The organism is Mucilaginibacter gossypiicola, assembly GCF_900110105.1.
GTDB classification, from domain to species: Bacteria; Bacteroidota; Bacteroidia; order Sphingobacteriales; family Sphingobacteriaceae; genus Mucilaginibacter; species Mucilaginibacter gossypiicola.
In genome coordinates this window covers 751,483-768,304 of sequence record NZ_FOCL01000004.1, presented here as the reverse complement: position 1 = coordinate 768,304, position 16,822 = coordinate 751,483, and the positions used below count along the sequence as shown (strand labels likewise).

Sequence of the window (16,822 nt, the reverse complement as noted above, 5' to 3'; positions counted from 1 at the left end):
TTAACACAAATGATCAAACTTTTAAAGCACGCATTGATCACCCCATCAATTGCTGTACTGGCGCTTAATGCTGCTGCCCAAACCGGCGCACAGCCAAAGCTTATTGAAAAAGTTACCCGAAAGGGAACTGAGCTGGTGATCCCCTACGAAAAATATGTATTACCCAACGGTCTTACTGTTATTTTGGCCGAAGACCATTCCGACCCTCTGGTTCACGTTGATATCACTTATCACGTAGGTTCGGCCCGTGAGGAGATCGGCAAATCTGGCTTCGCACATTTTTTTGAGCACATGATGTTCCAGGGATCGGACCATGTAGCCAATGGCGATCACTTCAAGATCATTACAGAAGCAGGCGGTACCCTGAACGGATCAACCAACCGCGACCGCACCAATTATTACGAAACCGTACCGGCCAATCAACTGGAAAAAATGCTTTGGCTGGAATCTGACAGGATGGGTTTCCTGCTTGATGCCGTTACACAGCAAAAATTTGAGGTTCAGCGTGCAACCGTAAAAAACGAACGCGGCCAAAACTATGATAACCGTCCGTATGGTTTAGTTGGGCAGTATGCCTCCAAAACACTTTATCCATACGGTCACCCCTATTCATGGCTTACCATTGGTTACATCGAGGAGTTAAACAAAGTAGGTGTAAATGATCTTAAAAACTTTTTCCTGAGATGGTATGGCCCTAACAATGCCACGCTTACCATTGGCGGTGATCTTAATCCTAAGCAAACCTTAGCCTGGGTTAGCAAATATTTTGGCGGCATCCCAAGGGGGCCTATGGTTAAAAACATGTCGTTACCGGCACCCGTATTAAAAGCCGACAGGTATGTATCCTATACTGATAACTACGCTAAATTCCCATTATTGTCCGTGAGCTATCCTGGCGTTAAAATCTACGACAAGGATATGTCGCCGCTTGATGCGCTATCAGCCATTATTGGCCAGGGTCGTAATTCTATATTTTATAAAAACTTTGTAAAAACCCGCAAGGCGGCGCAGGCTACCATGGGTTCATCAAATACTGAACTGGCCGGCGAGATCAGCATGCGGGTTATTCCGTTCCCTGGTCAGACTTTAGCTGATGCAAAAAAACTGGTAGATGAATCGTTGACCGAGTTTGAGAAAAAAGGTGTGAGCGATGATGACCTGGCCCGTTTTAAAGCCACTGCCGAAGCCGATTATATCAACAGCTTATCGAGCGTAAGCGGTAAAGTATCAGAGCTGGCACAGGCACAAACCTTTACCGGTAACCCTAACCAGATCGGTCGGGAGTTGGCAGCCATCCGTGCGGTTACTAAAGAGGATGTTATGCGCGTTTATAACCAATACATTAAAGGCAAACCTGCAGTTATATTGAGTGTGCTGCCTAAAGGTGGTAACCTGCAGCCGGTAGCACCTGATAACTTTACTGTTGACACAACAGGTTACAAAGCACCCGACTATGGGTACAATGGTTTAACTTATCATAAACCTAAAGATAGTTTCGACCGTGCTGTAAAACCAGGTGTAGGCCCCAACCCGGCTATTAAAGTACCGGCTATTTGGTCGGCTAATACACCTAATGGTATTAATATTATTGGTACGCAAAATAATGAGATCCCGTCGGTATCTATGTCGATATCCATTAAAGGTGGCGGCTTGTTTGCCATCAACGATCCGTCAAAGGCGGGTTTGGCGGGCATTGTAGGCCGTATGATGAATGAAGAAACCCAGAAATACACTGCCGAAGACTTTAACTCCGAACTGGATAAACTGGGCAGCAGCATTACTTTCTACGCCAGTTTAGATCAGATTGATGCTGAAGTATCTTCACTCACCAAAAACCTGGGTAAAACCATGTCACTGCTCGAAGAAAGGCTATATCATCCTAAATTCACCCAGGATGCACTCGACAGGATCAAGAAACAAACGTTGGAAGGCTTTAAACAGGCCAAAACTCAGCCTGCAGGTGTAGCCAGCACTGTTTACAGCAAAATCCTTTACGGTACAGATAACGTACGTACTTACGCTGCCGGTGGCAATGAAGAAACCATTGCTGGTATAACTTTACAGGATGTTCAGGATTATTACGATAAAAACTTTTCACCGTCATTAACTAAAATTGTTGTGGTGGGCGATGTTAGTGAAGCATCTGCAAAAAGCGCTCTTGCTTTCTTAAACTCATGGAAAGATAAAAAGGTAACCGTACCCACCCCTGTTGAAGGCAAAACATTTGATAAAACCACACTGTACCTGGTTGATATCCCGGGTGCCGCACAGTCAGAGATCCGTATTGGTTATCTCGACAAACTTAACTACGCCCCTACAGGTGATTATTACAAACTGAATATTGCCAACTACATTTTAGGCGGCGCATTCAACAGTCATATTAACCTTAACCTTAGAGAGAAAAAAGGCTGGACTTACGGCGCACGCTCATCTTTCAGCTCAGGTAAATATGGCGGCGACTTTACAGCATCTGCCGGAGTGTTAGCTACAGCAACCGATAGCTCTGTAGTTGAGTTTATAAAGGAGATCACCAACTATCAAAAAACCGGCATCACGCCCGAAGAGTTAAAATTTACACAAACCTCCATAGGTCAAAGTGATGCCCGCCGTTACGAAACCAATGCACAAAAAGCAGCGTTTTTATCACGCATACAGGAGTATGATCTTAAGTCTACTTTTGTCGACGAGCAAAACAAGATCTTATCGACTATAACCCCTGCCGAAATTAACAGCCTGGCTTCAAAATATCTTAATCCCGATAACATGATTATACTGGTTGTTGGCGATAAGGCCAGGATCTACCCGGGCCTGCAAAAATTAGGGTATCCCATTGTCGAACTTGATGCTGATGGCAAACCAAAGCAATAAGTTAACATAACATCAATTCATTAAAAGTCCTTATGCCTGCACCGACATAAGGGCTTTTTCATTTTGAAAATCAGCACGTTAAAAACCAAAACCATTCTAATAAATTCAATTTACGGCACCGCTGTGCAACTGAAAAGTTACCGTCTAAAACTCATTTATTAACATTGATTTAACCTAAATTGAACACATAAAGTTCAATTTTGAATTAAGTTTTTATCGGCACAAAAGGTGCTGTTTCGTTGGGTTCAGGTTTTATTTCTGCCAGAAAAACAAATGAGCATTGTAAAGGGAATTTTTGGGCAAAAAAATAACGCTACCACTTCAGCAGATAATGTTGATCTGGATGTTCTCTTCAAAGAGTATTATGACAGGCTGGTATACTTCTCCCTCCAGCTGATAAAAGATAAAGACCAGGCCGAAGACATTGTACAGGATGCTTTCATTAAATACTGGAACCAGCGTGAAAGCGTAATACAGGATAAGATCGCCATCAAAAACTTCCTGTACAGTACAGTCCGCAACGCGAGCCTAAATATTATACGGCACAGTAAAGTTGTTGAAGCATATGTTCAGTATCAAGGCAATAAAGAACCGGAAGAAGCGCCGATAATTGAAGCCATCATCACGGCCGAAGCTGTAGCCGAAATTCACGCCGCATTACATTCTCTGCCCGAAAGCCACCGCACCATATCTATAATGGGCTATTTTGATGGCAAAAAAAACCAGGAAATTGCCGATGGACTGGATATGTCTGTAAATACCGTCAAAAAACAAAAGCAACGCGCCCTTGAACTGATGCGCGTAAAACTTTCGCCCGAAATGTTTACTGCTTTTGTAGCGCTTGGTTTGAGCTTTTTTAAGCGGTAATCTTTTCTCCCATTAAAGTCTACATTATTTAACAAAAACAAATAAGAACAAATCAAAAGACCAAGCTTCATTGAGAGGTACAGCTTGTTCCGAAATTGCTTCGGAAAAGCAAACCCTTCTCCATCCCGTCATTGCGAGGTACGAAGCAATCCCCTACTTATAGAGCGGCCAAGCAAGTGTCTCTGCATAGTTCGCGATTGCTTCGTTCCTCGCAATGACGTTTTTTTACAATATCAAAAAAATCTTCACCTCGCTTTATCCACTTTCAAACTGAAGGTGTCTTTATGTACGAAAAGGAAAAATGAATAATTACGACTCATACTTTGACCTGGGCCAGCTAATCGCAAAACATATGCGAAATGAGCTGAACCATCAGGAAAAACTCCAGCTTGACCAATGGCTTCTGGCAGACGCCCGCAACCAGGAATTATTCAAAAAGTTAACTGATGAACACCTGCTCAACAATGAGCTGGAAACCTTTTCTGCAAATGATAAAGCTAATGCATGGCATAATATTACTAAAAGCACGGGGTTTAAACGCAAAACTAACAAGCTGCGGTGGGTTGGATACGCCGCAGCCGTGCTTTTACTGGCGGCATTAACCATCACCCTAAACAAACACCGCACTATAGATCAGCCACAAACACTGGCTAATCAGCATAAGGATATCCCACCGGGAACAAACAAAGCTGTGCTTACATTGGCCGATGGCTCAACTATAGTTTTGGACAGCGCCAAACACGGCCAAATTGCGAGTCAGCAACATGCAGTAATTAAAGAAGATGAAAACGGCAAGGTAGTTTATGAAGCTACTGATAACGCCCAAAGTCCAACAGCCCCCGCTCCTGCCGAAGCCATTGCTATGAATATGCTGGCTACCCCACGTGGCGGCCAATATCAGGTTGTTTTACCCGATGGTACAAGAGTTTGGTTAAATGCTGCATCATCAATAAAATATCCAACCGCCTTCACCGGCAACGAGCGCAGGGTTGAACTTACCGGCGAGGCTTATTTTGAGGTAAGCAAAGATCCTTCAAAACCATTCAATGTAAAAACTGCCAACCAAACGGTTACCGTTTTGGGTACGCATTTTAATATTAACAGCTATACAGATGAAGGTGTAACAAAAACAACCCTGCTTGAAGGCAGCGTAAGAGTTACCGGCAATACGGGACAGTCGGTTAAAATAAAACCCGGTGAACAGGCAGTCAACAGCTTAAGCTATATCAGTATCAATGCGAACGCCAATATTGACGAGGCGGTGGCCTGGAAAAACGGAAAATTTGTTTTCAGTAATACCGATCTGCAAACCATTATGCGCCAGCTATCCCGCTGGTATGATGTGGATGTAGAATACCAGGGTAAAACAGCGCAAAAACACTACATGGGGCGCATATCGCGCAATGTACCTGTGTCAAAAATATTTGAGATCCTTAAAACAAGCGGCTTAAACTTCACAATTAACGGGAGGAAGATTATAGTAAAATCATAACAAAATCCAATATGTGGTAAACGGCAAGGCCGGTTTACTAAAAGTTGGCCCATAAAAAAACCGAAAGTGTTGCAACCACTTCCGGCTATATTTTGGGGCTAACATAATCCAAATCATATCGACTAAATACTTTTTAAACTAATCAACCCAAAACAAAAATATGGATTTTTCTACATTTCCTGTGCCTGTACACAACGATGGCCGGGTAAATAAATTCAAAAACGCTACAAAAGGTTTTTTCCGGATAGGCCCGGATACAAAAAGAAAATTTATTATGCGGATAAAACTTATCGCCGTTCTGTTATTTGCAGTCTGCATGCATCTCAGCGCTAAAAGTTTCAGCCAAAACATCACTTTAGCCGAAAAGAACAGCAGCCTCCAGGCAGTACTGAACAAAATTGAGCAGCAAAGTGGCTACGACATTTTCATGCAAACCGAACTACTTACCGGCAGCAACAAGGTATCGTTAAATGTAAAAAACGAAGCTTTAACAAAAGTGCTTGACAGGGTGTTTAAAGGCCAGCCGGTTACCTATGCTATTGTGGGGCATACCATTGTAGTAAAAGAAAAAACCACACAGGCGACTACTAATTCGGCAAACGCCCCGGCTTCGTTATATACCGGAAAAATTGTTGACGCTGTTACCAAAGAGCCTCTCATCGGAGCTTCGGTAGGTGTTAAAGGTGGCGGCAAAGCTACGTCAACCAGCCTTAACGGTACTTTTAAATTAAACCTTGAAAATGGCGACGGTACTGTACTTGTAATTTCATACATCGGTTACATCACCAAAGAAATTACACTTTCAGGCACTACCAATCTTGGTGAAATCGAACTTAAATCAAGCTCAAGTTCAATGAAAGAGGTTGTAGTAACCGGCGACGTAGCTATCGATCGTAAAACCCCGGTTGCAGTTACTACTATAAACCAGCGTTTTATTGAAGAAAAACTGGGCAACCAGGATATCCCTCAATTATTAAGCGTGGTACCGGGCGTAATGGCTACGCAAGGCGATGGTGGTTATGGCGATTCGCGTGTAAACATTCGTGGTTTTAGCAGCCGTTCAAAAAATGGCAACGTAGCACAAACCATCAACGGTATCCCGGTTAACGATATGGAAAACGGATCAATTTTCTGGTCGGATTTTTCAGGATTAACTGATGTTGCCACTTCAATACAGGTACAGCGTGGCTTGGGTGCAAATAAAATTATTGTGCCTTCGTTTGGTGGTACCATCAACATCACCACCCGCAGCACCGATATGGATAAAGGTGGCTTTATTTCACAAGGTATCGGCAGCGATGGCTATGAAAAAACCTCTGTATTGCTATCAACCGGTTTAGATAAAAATGGCTGGGCAGCTACATTTCAGGGCAGCAGGACTCAAGGCCGTGGCAACGCCGATGGTTTAAACTTTTTAGGTTATAACTACTTCTTTAACGTTTCAAAACAACTTTCGTCAAACCAATCGTTATCACTATCGTTAATGGGTGCTACTCAAACGCATGGTCAGCGCCCGGATGAATCGATAGCCGACTGGCAAAACGCCCCTCAAGGGATCCGGTGGAACTATGAATTAGGTGTAAAGGATGGCAAGCAGATCAACCCGTATAACAACAACTTCAGCAAGCCATTATTCTCATTAAATCATGAATGGAATATTAATGGAAGTTCAAGCCTTTCAACCGTTTTATATGCTACTTACGGCACCGGTGGTGGTGGCGGTATCCAGGGTGATGCACCAAGGGTGAGCAACCTGTATTCGCCATATGATTATACAGCTGCCGAAAAAGCAAACTTTGCTAACCCGGATGGCTCTGCAAGTACTTACTTCTACTCTTCACATAACAACCATACCTGGTATGGTATCAGAAGTACTTATCGTACCGAATTAGGGAAATCAATTAACCTTTCAACCGGTGTTGATTTGAGATCATATGATGGTACGCATTACGAAACAGTTACCGACCTTTTAGGTGCTGACTATGTTTATGACCCATACACAGGCAATAGTGCTATAGGTAGCCGTTCCGGCGATATCAATAACCCGGAACATCGCGCAGTGGTAGGTGATAAAATTGACTATTATAATAAAGACAAAATCCTTTCAGGTGCTGCATTTGCACAGGCCGAATACTCAAAAAAAGATTTTTCGGTATTTGTTACCTTAACGGGTTCAGAAACAGCCAACAGGAGGACAGACTTTTACAACTATCTTAATAGTGATCCAAACCAAACCAGCAAATACGTTAACTTCTTTAACTACCAGGCTAAAGCAGGCGCAAACTATAACATCAATGAGGCAATGAACGTTTTTGCAAACGTTGGTTACATGACCAAACCGCCTTATTTCGATAACATATTCCAAAAGTTCACCAACAATATCAATCCAAGTTCTGTATCTGAAAAACTGCTGAGCTATGAGTTAGGTTACGGGCTTAAACTGGCTCATTTCAGTGCCAAATTAAATGCATACAGAACATCGTATAATGATGAGTCTTTTGCTACCGCTTACTTTGATCAGGCTACCAATCAACTTTATACAGTGAACGTTGCAGGTGTTGATGAGCTTCACCAGGGCCTTGAGCTTGAAATGAAATTGAAGCCGATCAAGCAAATCACCATTAACGGTATGTTATCATACGGCGATTGGCACTACACCAATGATGCAGGACCATCTACCGTTTATAACTCACAGCAACAAGCCGTAAAAACAGTTAACAAAGTTTACCTGAAGGATATTAAAGTAGGCGATGCTGCGCAAACTACTGCAGCCTTAGGTGCCGACATTGATGTGTTGCCAGACCTGAGCATTGGAGGTAATTATTTTTATTATGGCAATTATTACTCACAGTTCAACTTTGCCAATGCTGGTCAGCCGGATATGCACCCTTATAAAATACCAAACTACTCCATCTGGAACCTGAATGGTGTATTCAGGTTTAAAATTGCAGGTTTGGATGCGGTATTGATAGGCAACGTAAACAATCTGCTTAACTCCAAATACATAGCCGACTCTTATGACGGTAACCTAACCGGTAACGTAAACAATGTGTTGGTTTACTATGGCTTAGGCAGAACGTTTGTAACCAGTTTAAAAATTAAATTTTAATAAGATTTTATTTATCCCAAATGAAAAAGATATCTAATATACTGGTACTGGCAGCCCTTGCATTATCGGCCTGCCAAAAACAACCGGTTATTCCTAATACTATGCCTTTGCACAAAGCCAAGCTAACGCAAACAATGGTTACTGCCGATTATAAAAAGCTTGACACTTCATCATATGGCTATAAAAACGGCGTTTTCCAATCAGAAGACGATGCCAAGCAAAGTATTCCAGGCCTGTTAGCCACTGAATATCCGCGTGTTGACGATGGCTCAACGGCCGATGTAACTTTTAACGTGGGCACACCACAGGTTAAAGTTGCAGACAGCGTTTACAAAAACGTAGCATATACGCTAACCAACGCTGATTATTTGTTGTTACCGGGCAACAAATTCACCGATTTTACGGCAGCACAAATACTTTCATGGTTGCCTTACGGTCCTAAAACATCATCGCCTAAGGAGAACCAATTGGCCGTACTGACTTTCAATTACTACTCGGGCAGTGTATCTGTACAAACATTTGGATACATGTATTTAAATAGTGCCTGGCAGCAGATCTATCTTTTGTCGCCTGCTCAGTATGCGTCAGTCGGTCGTTCAAATCATAACGAGTTTGTTGCTACCGATAATGTGAGCAGTGTTAACACTTATATAAGTGCATTATTAAAAGCCGACTTAAGCATATCTGCAACTGCCCAGATTGGCGATATTCAATACGTAAGCTATAACTACTATGATGGCACTACCGATTTTCAAAAAGTAACTGCCTTTGCATTTGATGGCAGTAACTGGGTTTCCGGTTCAACTCCACGAACATTATCATTTGAGCGTGCAGGTGGTAAATGGATAGTAAGCAGCACTGTTAGCTATACCCTTGTTAAAGATGATTACGTTTACATTGGCACGCAAACCACCGCAGGCACGCAAGCTGCAAGGGATAATGTTGCTAAATACCCTGACTTCAACATCAGTGCTACTACCGATGCTACTTACTGGAGCGATGCCGATCTCAATGCTGCTATGATAGCGGTATTAACAGAAAAATTTAAAGCTATCGCCCTTCCAAATCAAAAATTTGTGGTTACCTATGTTGTTTACAGCTTTGGTAAAACCTCAAATGCAAGCAAAACTTTTGTATTCGACGGAACAAACTTCGTAGTTCCTCAATCGTAATATCTTACACTAAACAGGTCCCGGCAAATCAGCCGGGCCTGTTTTCTATCCTCCCTAAATCTTTCCGGTTAAAAAAAATTAGCACAGCATAAACGCATTGGCTGTGCTTTGTATTTATCTATCATAAAAACAACAAGTATGAAAATTAACAACCTGCTTATTGGCCTGGGTTTAGCTTTAACCTTCGCCGGATGTTCAAAAGACCTTAAAAACTCACCTACCCCGCCTAACACCGGCGATACTACGAAAACAACCACCCCTCCGGCCCCCGTTCCTTATACTATTACTGAGGATTTGGAAGCTTCAACAAAAACCGCTTATGCCGCTGCCGATGTTAATACAAGTACCGGAAGCTGGAATTTTAATAACGCGCTTGTTGGTGACCTCGACGCAGATTTAAAAGATGGCAAACACGCAATCCGCATGAAAACGGGTATTGTAACCATGAACTTTGATATTAAAGGCGTAACCCTATTTTCATTTAAACACGGTAAATATGGTAAAGATGCTCAATCAACGATACAAGTGTTAATGTCTACCGATGGCGGAGCAACCTTTACACAAATGGGCACCGATATCATTGAAAATAATACTACCCTTGTAACCGATTCATTCAAAGTTACCGCCACTGCCAAAGTACGTTTCCAGATAAAAAGTACTACGACCAACCGTGTTGACATTGATGATATTACCTTTAAAGGAACCGGCGACCCCGGCATAACCGTTGGCACACCTGATACCGGCGGCAGCGATACTACCGGCACGTCAAACTCTGCAACCCCGAGGGATGTAACCGCCGGGGCCGACGCACCGCCAACCAGCGGCGACAACAGCAACCTGCTTTTTGGTAACCCCTCGAATGCACTTTCAACATTGGCTTCTATGGATAACTACCTGGTAGATCAAAAATATTATGTAGAGTCATACAATGCCACCAAAGGCGAGCCTAACTGGGTTAGCTGGCACCTTGATGCAACTAATACAACCAATGCAACCGGGCGTTTAGATGATTTTGCCGGCTGGAGCGGATTACCGGCAACCTGGTACCAGGTAGAGAGTAACAGCTACTCGGGCAGCGGGTTCGACAGGGGGCATAATTGTCCGTCGGCAGACCGTACCAGCTCAACCGGGGCAAATGCGTCAACCTTCCTGATGACCAATATGATACCACAGGCTCCTCAAAACAATCAGCAAACCTGGGCCAACCTTGAAAACTACCTGCGCGAGCAAGTGGCTGCCGGAAACGAAGTTTATATCATTATGGGCAGCTATGGTACAGGAGGTACAGGTTCAAATGGTGCTGCCAATACCATCAATAATGGTCACGTAAATGTACCAAGCAACGTTTGGAAAGTTGCCCTGATCATGCCTAAAGGAGATGGCGACGTTGCAAGGGTTACTGCTTCAACAAGGGTTATCGCTGTAAACACCCCTAATATCAACACCATCAATTCTGACTGGACTAAATACATCACTACCGTTAAGGATATTGAAACTGCAACGGGTTATACCTTATTGTCAAGCCTGCCTGCTTCGGTTAGGACAGCGCTTGAAGTTAAGGTTGATACCGGCGCTTCAGGATCTTAAAAGCTAATAATTTGAAAAAGAGAAGCCGGAGGTACTACATACCTCCGGCTTTTTTGTTGATATTTTTAGAGTGTTCAGTTTTTTAAAAACGGGTGTTCAGCTTTTTTAAATCCATTTCCACAACTCACTGACTATCAACAACAAGTTGTTCAATTCAGCTTATCAGACATTTTTTATCACTTCTAAATACCTGATTATCAATTAATAAAATCCAGAGAAAATCAACAGGTGTTCACACTTTTAAAAGTTGAACACCTGCCATTTATGCTTATTTGCTAATCTGATACTATTAGGAAACAGGATCAATCTACGCCTTTTACATTCATTTTAAAGGTGTAAACTGCCTTTGATGCTGTTATAAATAATACATCTTTGTTTTTGCCGCCGAAGCAGATGTTAGCAGTCCAGGGTTCGTCAATATCGATGTGGCCTATCTTTTCGCCTTTGGGATTAACTATAGTGACACCTTTGCCGCACATATAAATATTGCCATGCTCATCAATAGTCATACCGTCGCATCCCATCGCTATAAATAAAGTGCGGTTTGATAGTGTGCCATCTTTATTGATATCGTAACGATAGGTTTTATTATCGCCGATATCGGCTACATATAAGTTTTTTCCGTCTGGTGTACCGACAATGCCGTTAGGGCGCACAAATTTGTCATCCACAATTACCGCAGGTGCTTTTCCTTTAGCCAGGAAATAAAGTTTCTGACCGTCGAGATCGGGCTGTTTACGTGTCCAGTAATCGCGTTGGTAATAAGGATCAGTGATGTAAATGCCACCATCCGGACGTACCCAAACATCATTAGGGCCATTAAACTTATGCCCCTGATAATCCTTCAACAAAACGGTTACTTTTCCCTTAGGGCTGATAGACCATAACTGATCGTCGGCATCGGCGCAACTGATGAGATTTCCTTTTTTGTCGAAATACATCCCGTTTGAGCGGCCTGCGCTATCCAGGAAAACAGAAAGCTTGCCATCGGTATCGTATTTCCAGATCTTGTTATTAGGCTGATCGGTAAAAAACACATTGCCTTTTTTGTCGACAGCAGGCCCTTCCGTAAAGGAGAATTGCTTCGTGATGAGTTGTGCTTTAGTACCAGGCGAGTAAAGATCGGTTTGATCCTGAGCTACGGCCTTGCCCCCAAGTGCCGATAAGAATAATATAATAACGGGTAGTTTTTTCATGTACGGTACAGGTTACTTTTGGTGTTGCTAAAGTAACATGTTTTTTAGCCCAATAATTTTACCGGGGTAAAATATTTGATACAAGTAGTGGATTTGTAGGATTGTTAACGCTTTACTACTCACGCGTACTTCTTTACCATCTGTCAAATGTTTGATTAAAAAGATAGATTTAAAAACCTTACTTTTGCACCTTTATTAAAATACCGTACATCACATGAGTATTGCATTATCCGAACAGGAAATCTTTCGCCGCAAATCTTTACAGGAGCTACGCGCATTGGGCATTAACCCATACCCGGCCGAAGCTTTTAATGTTAACGCCTGGGCACAGGATATAGCTGATAATTTTAAGGATAAACCCGAGGCCTACCAGGATGTTGTAATCGCGGGCAGAATCATGACCCGCCGTATCATGGGCAGTGCATCGTTTGCCGAGTTACAGGATTCAACGGGTCGTGTACAGATCTATCTTAAACGCGATGATATTTGCCCGGATGAGGACAAAACATTATATAACACCGTATTTAAAAAGCTACTTGATATTGGCGACTATGTTGGCGTAAAAGGCTACGTGTTCCTTACCCAAACCGGCGAGATCTCGGTTCACGTACGTGAACTGGTAGTACTTTCAAAATCGTTGAAACCACTGCCGGTTGTTAAACGTGAAGACGACGGAACCATTCACGATGGTTTTACCGACCCTGAGCTACGTTACCGTCAGCGTTATGTGGATTTAACCGTTAACCCGGATTATAAACAAATTTTTATCAACCGCTCAAAAGTGATCAGCGCCATGCGCAATTACTTTAATGGCCAGGGATGGATGGAAGTTGAAACCCCTATCCTGCAGCCTGTGCATGGTGGCGCGGCGGCCCGTCCGTTTGCTACACACCATAACACGCTTGATATGCCGCTGTTTTTACGTATTGCCAACGAGCTTTATTTGAAAAGGCTTATCGTAGCCGGCTTTGACGGTGTTTATGAGTTTGGCAAAATGTTCCGTAACGAGGGAATGGACCGTACCCACAATCCGGAGTTTACCGCTATGGAAATTTATGTAGCCTATAAAGACTACATATGGATGATGGCCATGGTTGAAGAATGCCTGGAAACCGTTGCAAGAGCAGTTCACGGCATCCCGGTTGTGCAGGTTGGCAGCAATGAAATTAACTTTGCAGGCCCGTACGAAAAGCTGTCTATGTATGATTCGATCCTGAAATATACTGGTATCGATGTATCTGCTATGGACGAAGCGGGTTTACGTGATGTGTGTAATGAGCTAAAAATAGAAGTAAACCCAAGCATGGGTAAAGGCAAACTGATCGATGAGATCTTTAGCGCGAAAGTTGAGCACCACCTTATTCAGCCTACTTATATTACTGACTACCCTATCGAAATGACCCCGCTTGCCAAAAAGCACCGTACTAAAGAAGGTTTGGTTGAGCGTTTTGAATTATTCGTTAATGGTAAAGAAATTGCAAACGCTTACTCTGAACTTAACGATCCAATTGACCAGCGTGAACGCCTGGAAGAGCAACTGATCCTTGCAGGTCGCGGAGATGATGAGGCTATGGCTATGGACGACGACTTTTTACGCGCGCTTGAATATGGTATGCCGCCAACATCAGGCTTAGGTATTGGTATCGACAGGTTGGTAATGCTGATGACCAATCAAAGCACCATCCAGGAAGTGCTATTCTTCCCGCAGATGCGCCCTGAGAAAAAAGCTAAAGTTGCCACTGCAGATGATTTTATAAACATCGGTGTACGCGCCGAGTGGGTACCTGTTTTAAATAAAATGGGATATAATACCGTTGAAGAATTAAAAGCTGCTAACCCCAACAAAGTATTTAACGATCTTGGCGGAATGCGCAAAAAATTAAAATTGGATATTACCATGCCAACCAAAGAAGAGGTAATGGCTTGGTTTGAGTAAAAACATGAACCTTGATTTGTAGGATTTTAGGATTACCATGATATTTTAATAATGGCCTGCGCAAAGCAGGCCATTTTAGTTTTGCATCTCATCAAGAAATCCTTTAATCAGGATAATCAAGGTTCCCCATAAAAAGATCAACGCAATCAGCGTAATCCCTCCAATAAGCGGTTATAATTTCTTAACAAAAGCTTAAAAAAAATAATACTTTCATTTAAAAAGAGTTAGCTATTATTGTAATAAACATATATTACAAATATCATGACCAACTCAATATTGGAGATCACCGAAAACGAATACCTGATTAAACTTAACAGGAGCAACTTTAACCTGTCGTTCATCAGGAGTTTATTGAAACTTGTTGAAGTGGCCAACCCGTCTGAAGAATCTGAATATTCATCATACACAGACAGCTACGTTCAGCCTTATCAAAACCATTCAGCTACGCCTGATTATTTCAGCGCCATTGAAGAAAAATAAAAGGGACGCGGTTTTCGCGTCCCTTTTATTTTTTTATTCCTTTTTCTATTTGTTCTTTCTTAGAACTGACGATATCCGCCCCTTACTATCTGCTTATCCATCTGTGCCAACTGGCCTTTCATCATTTTGATCTGTTCGGTAAGCAATTTGTTCTTATCATCCTTTGAAGCTTCTGATAAATACATTTGAGCTTCGCGCTTGTTACGTTTTGCCATTGAGATACCGGCCAGACTTAATTTTGCCAAAGCTGTATTGTGCGACATTTTCATACCAAGCGATAAAGCTTTCTTAAAGTATTTCTCCGATTTCATTGGCGCTTTGCGCGACTCGATCAAGCCGATTAGCAAATTGTAATAACCGTGCTGGTTTTTATGCAGCTGTTTCTCGTAATCGGTAATTTTCAACAACCACTCTTCTGATTTCTCAGAATTTTCCTTGCGTAAAAAATACTGGGCAATGATCATGTTTTCGTTAAAGAAGAAGCTAAGCAAAATTATGCCGCCCATTAACAAAACAAAAATCCCCCATCCCCAAAAACCGAATGCACATAGGGCAACCGCTGCACCCATCACTACACAAGCAATAACTAACCGAACAATATTTGACATAATTTTGTGATACTAATATTAGCGCAAATATCTGTTTATTTGTACGCTTAATCAACTTCTATCTAAATATTTATGGCGATTGCATTACCACCATCATGGCTCGAGGTTTTAAAACATGAATTTGATAAACCCTACATGATAAAACTTAAACAATTTTTGAAGGAAGAGCATGAATCAGGACAAATTGTTTATCCCAAAAACAGCGAAATCTTCAATGCTTTTAACACCACACATTTCGATGATGTTAAAGTGGTAATATTAGGCCAGGACCCGTATCATGGTGCACACCAGGCACATGGACTTTCTTTTTCGGTACAAAAGGGCATTGCAATTCCCCGTTCATTGATGAATATCTACAAAGAACTTCAAACCGATATCCCCGGGTTTAAAACTCCCGCACATGGCAACCTCGAGGAATGGGCCAAACAAGGTGTATTATTATTAAATGCTACTTTGACCGTGAGGGCAGCTAATGCAGGTTCGCACCAAAAAAGAGGATGGGAAGAATTTACCGACGAAGTGATCAAAACCATCTCTGACAAAAAAGAAGGAATTATATTTATACTTTGGGGAGCCTTTGCTCAATCAAAAGCTGTTTTGATCGACGAAAAGAAACATTTTATTATTCGTTCCCCTCACCCTTCCCCTTTCTCAGCAGATCGCGGCTTTTTCGGCAGCAAGCCATTTTCAAAAACTAACGAGATCCTGAAAAAGGAAGGTAGAAAAGAAATTGACTGGCAAATACATTAGAAGTTAGAGTCAAGACTATAAGAAACAAGAGTCAAGAATTGATTTGAGACACCAAGAGCTAAGAAGCAAGATCTAAAAAAGTCTGAAAATAAAAAGAGTCAAGAAATGAAAGATATCTAATCCTTCTTCTTGACTCTTGTTTCTTATAGTCTTGAATCTTATTTCTTACTGTCTTGACTCTCTCTTAGTATTCCAGCGGCACTATAGGCTCTTTCTTACTGGTTGACATGATCATCATTGTCTGGAACGTTTTTACCACAGTGATGCGACTGATTTTTTCCATGATCAATTGCTCGTACGATTTAATGTCTCGTACGTATACCTTCAGTAAAAAATCGCACTGCCCGGTTACGTGATGACATTCGGTTACCTCCTTAATATTCTTGATCTCATCCAAAAAAGTTTGAATAGTGTTTTTCTGATGAAAATCAAGCGAGATCTGGATAAAGGTTTTGATACCTAATCCTAACTTCTCCTCATCTACCAGGGCATGGTAGCTTTTTATGTATTCGGCGTTCTCAAGTTTACGCACGCGTTCAAGGGTAGGTGCTGGCGAAAGCCCTATCTCGTTAGACAGCTGGAGGTTGGTTATCCTTCCGTTTTCCTGTAAAATCTTGAGTATCTGTAGGTCTATTTTATCTAATTCGGCGGCCATAGTTGTATGCAAATATAGTATTTTCCTCGCTTCGCAAAATTTAATTTTTCTTTAAAGTACTTCAACGAAAACATATTTCCTAACGTTTATTTTTTTAGATTA

12 protein-coding genes are annotated in these 16,822 nt (G+C 42.0%); 9 read left to right on the top strand and 3 right to left on the bottom strand.

What is annotated here, in order from left to right; translation table 11 throughout:
- Positions 1-9: 9 nt before the first annotated feature.
- From BMX50_RS16835 to BMX50_RS16810, 6 genes are all read left to right on the top strand, one after another.
- Positions 10-2,868, top strand: coding sequence for a M16 family metallopeptidase (locus BMX50_RS16835; RefSeq protein WP_091211688.1), 2,859 nt, complete (start codon positions 10-12; stop codon positions 2,866-2,868).
- Positions 2,869-3,141: 273 nt separating this feature from the next.
- Positions 3,142-3,735: an RNA polymerase sigma-70 factor gene (locus tag BMX50_RS16830; RefSeq protein WP_091211687.1), complete on the top strand. Its 594-nt coding sequence runs from the start codon at positions 3,142-3,144 to the stop codon at positions 3,733-3,735.
- Between the two features lie 301 nt (positions 3,736-4,036).
- Positions 4,037-5,227, top strand: a complete 1,191-nt coding sequence (locus tag BMX50_RS16825) for a FecR family protein (RefSeq protein ID WP_091211686.1) — start codon at positions 4,037-4,039, stop codon at positions 5,225-5,227.
- A 160-nt stretch (positions 5,228-5,387) separates the two neighbouring features.
- On the top strand, positions 5,388-8,336 hold the full coding sequence (locus BMX50_RS16820) for a carboxypeptidase-like regulatory domain-containing protein (protein WP_091211685.1): 2,949 nt from the start codon (positions 5,388-5,390) through the stop codon (positions 8,334-8,336).
- A 20-nt stretch (positions 8,337-8,356) separates the two neighbouring features.
- Positions 8,357-9,508, top strand: coding sequence for a hypothetical protein (locus tag BMX50_RS16815; RefSeq protein WP_091211684.1), 1,152 nt, complete (start codon positions 8,357-8,359; stop codon positions 9,506-9,508).
- Positions 9,509-9,646: 138 nt separating this feature from the next.
- Positions 9,647-11,095, top strand: coding sequence for a DNA/RNA non-specific endonuclease (locus BMX50_RS16810; protein WP_091211683.1), 1,449 nt, complete (start codon positions 9,647-9,649; stop codon positions 11,093-11,095).
- A gap of 302 nt (positions 11,096-11,397) precedes the next feature.
- On the opposite strand, the gene BMX50_RS16805 is transcribed toward BMX50_RS16810, so the two are convergent.
- Positions 11,398-12,291, bottom strand: a complete 894-nt coding sequence (locus BMX50_RS16805) for an SMP-30/gluconolactonase/LRE family protein (RefSeq protein ID WP_091211682.1) — start codon at positions 12,289-12,291, stop codon at positions 11,398-11,400.
- A 214-nt stretch (positions 12,292-12,505) separates the two neighbouring features.
- Between BMX50_RS16805 and lysS the strand changes: the two genes are divergently transcribed.
- Together lysS and BMX50_RS16795 are read left to right on the top strand one after the other, a co-directional pair.
- On the top strand, positions 12,506-14,227 hold the full coding sequence (lysS, locus tag BMX50_RS16800; protein ID WP_091211681.1) for a lysine--tRNA ligase: 1,722 nt from the start codon (positions 12,506-12,508) through the stop codon (positions 14,225-14,227).
- Between the two features lie 261 nt (positions 14,228-14,488).
- Positions 14,489-14,707, top strand: coding sequence for a hypothetical protein (locus tag BMX50_RS16795; protein ID WP_090527160.1), 219 nt, complete (start codon positions 14,489-14,491; stop codon positions 14,705-14,707).
- A gap of 59 nt (positions 14,708-14,766) precedes the next feature.
- Here the strand turns inward: BMX50_RS16795 and BMX50_RS16790 are convergent, their stop codons facing one another.
- Entirely contained in the window at positions 14,767-15,315 is a 549-nt protein-coding gene (locus BMX50_RS16790) for a hypothetical protein (protein ID WP_091211680.1), read from the bottom strand.
- A 72-nt stretch (positions 15,316-15,387) separates the two neighbouring features.
- Here BMX50_RS16790 and ung point away from each other — a divergent pair, with 72 nt between their 5' ends.
- On the top strand, positions 15,388-16,065 hold the full coding sequence (ung, locus tag BMX50_RS16785) for a uracil-DNA glycosylase (RefSeq protein WP_091211679.1): 678 nt from the start codon (positions 15,388-15,390) through the stop codon (positions 16,063-16,065).
- Between the two features lie 184 nt (positions 16,066-16,249).
- On the opposite strand, the gene BMX50_RS16780 is transcribed toward ung, so the two are convergent.
- Positions 16,250-16,720, bottom strand: a complete 471-nt coding sequence (locus tag BMX50_RS16780; RefSeq protein ID WP_022832833.1) for an Lrp/AsnC family transcriptional regulator — start codon at positions 16,718-16,720, stop codon at positions 16,250-16,252.
- Between the last annotated feature and the right edge of the window lie 102 nt (positions 16,721-16,822).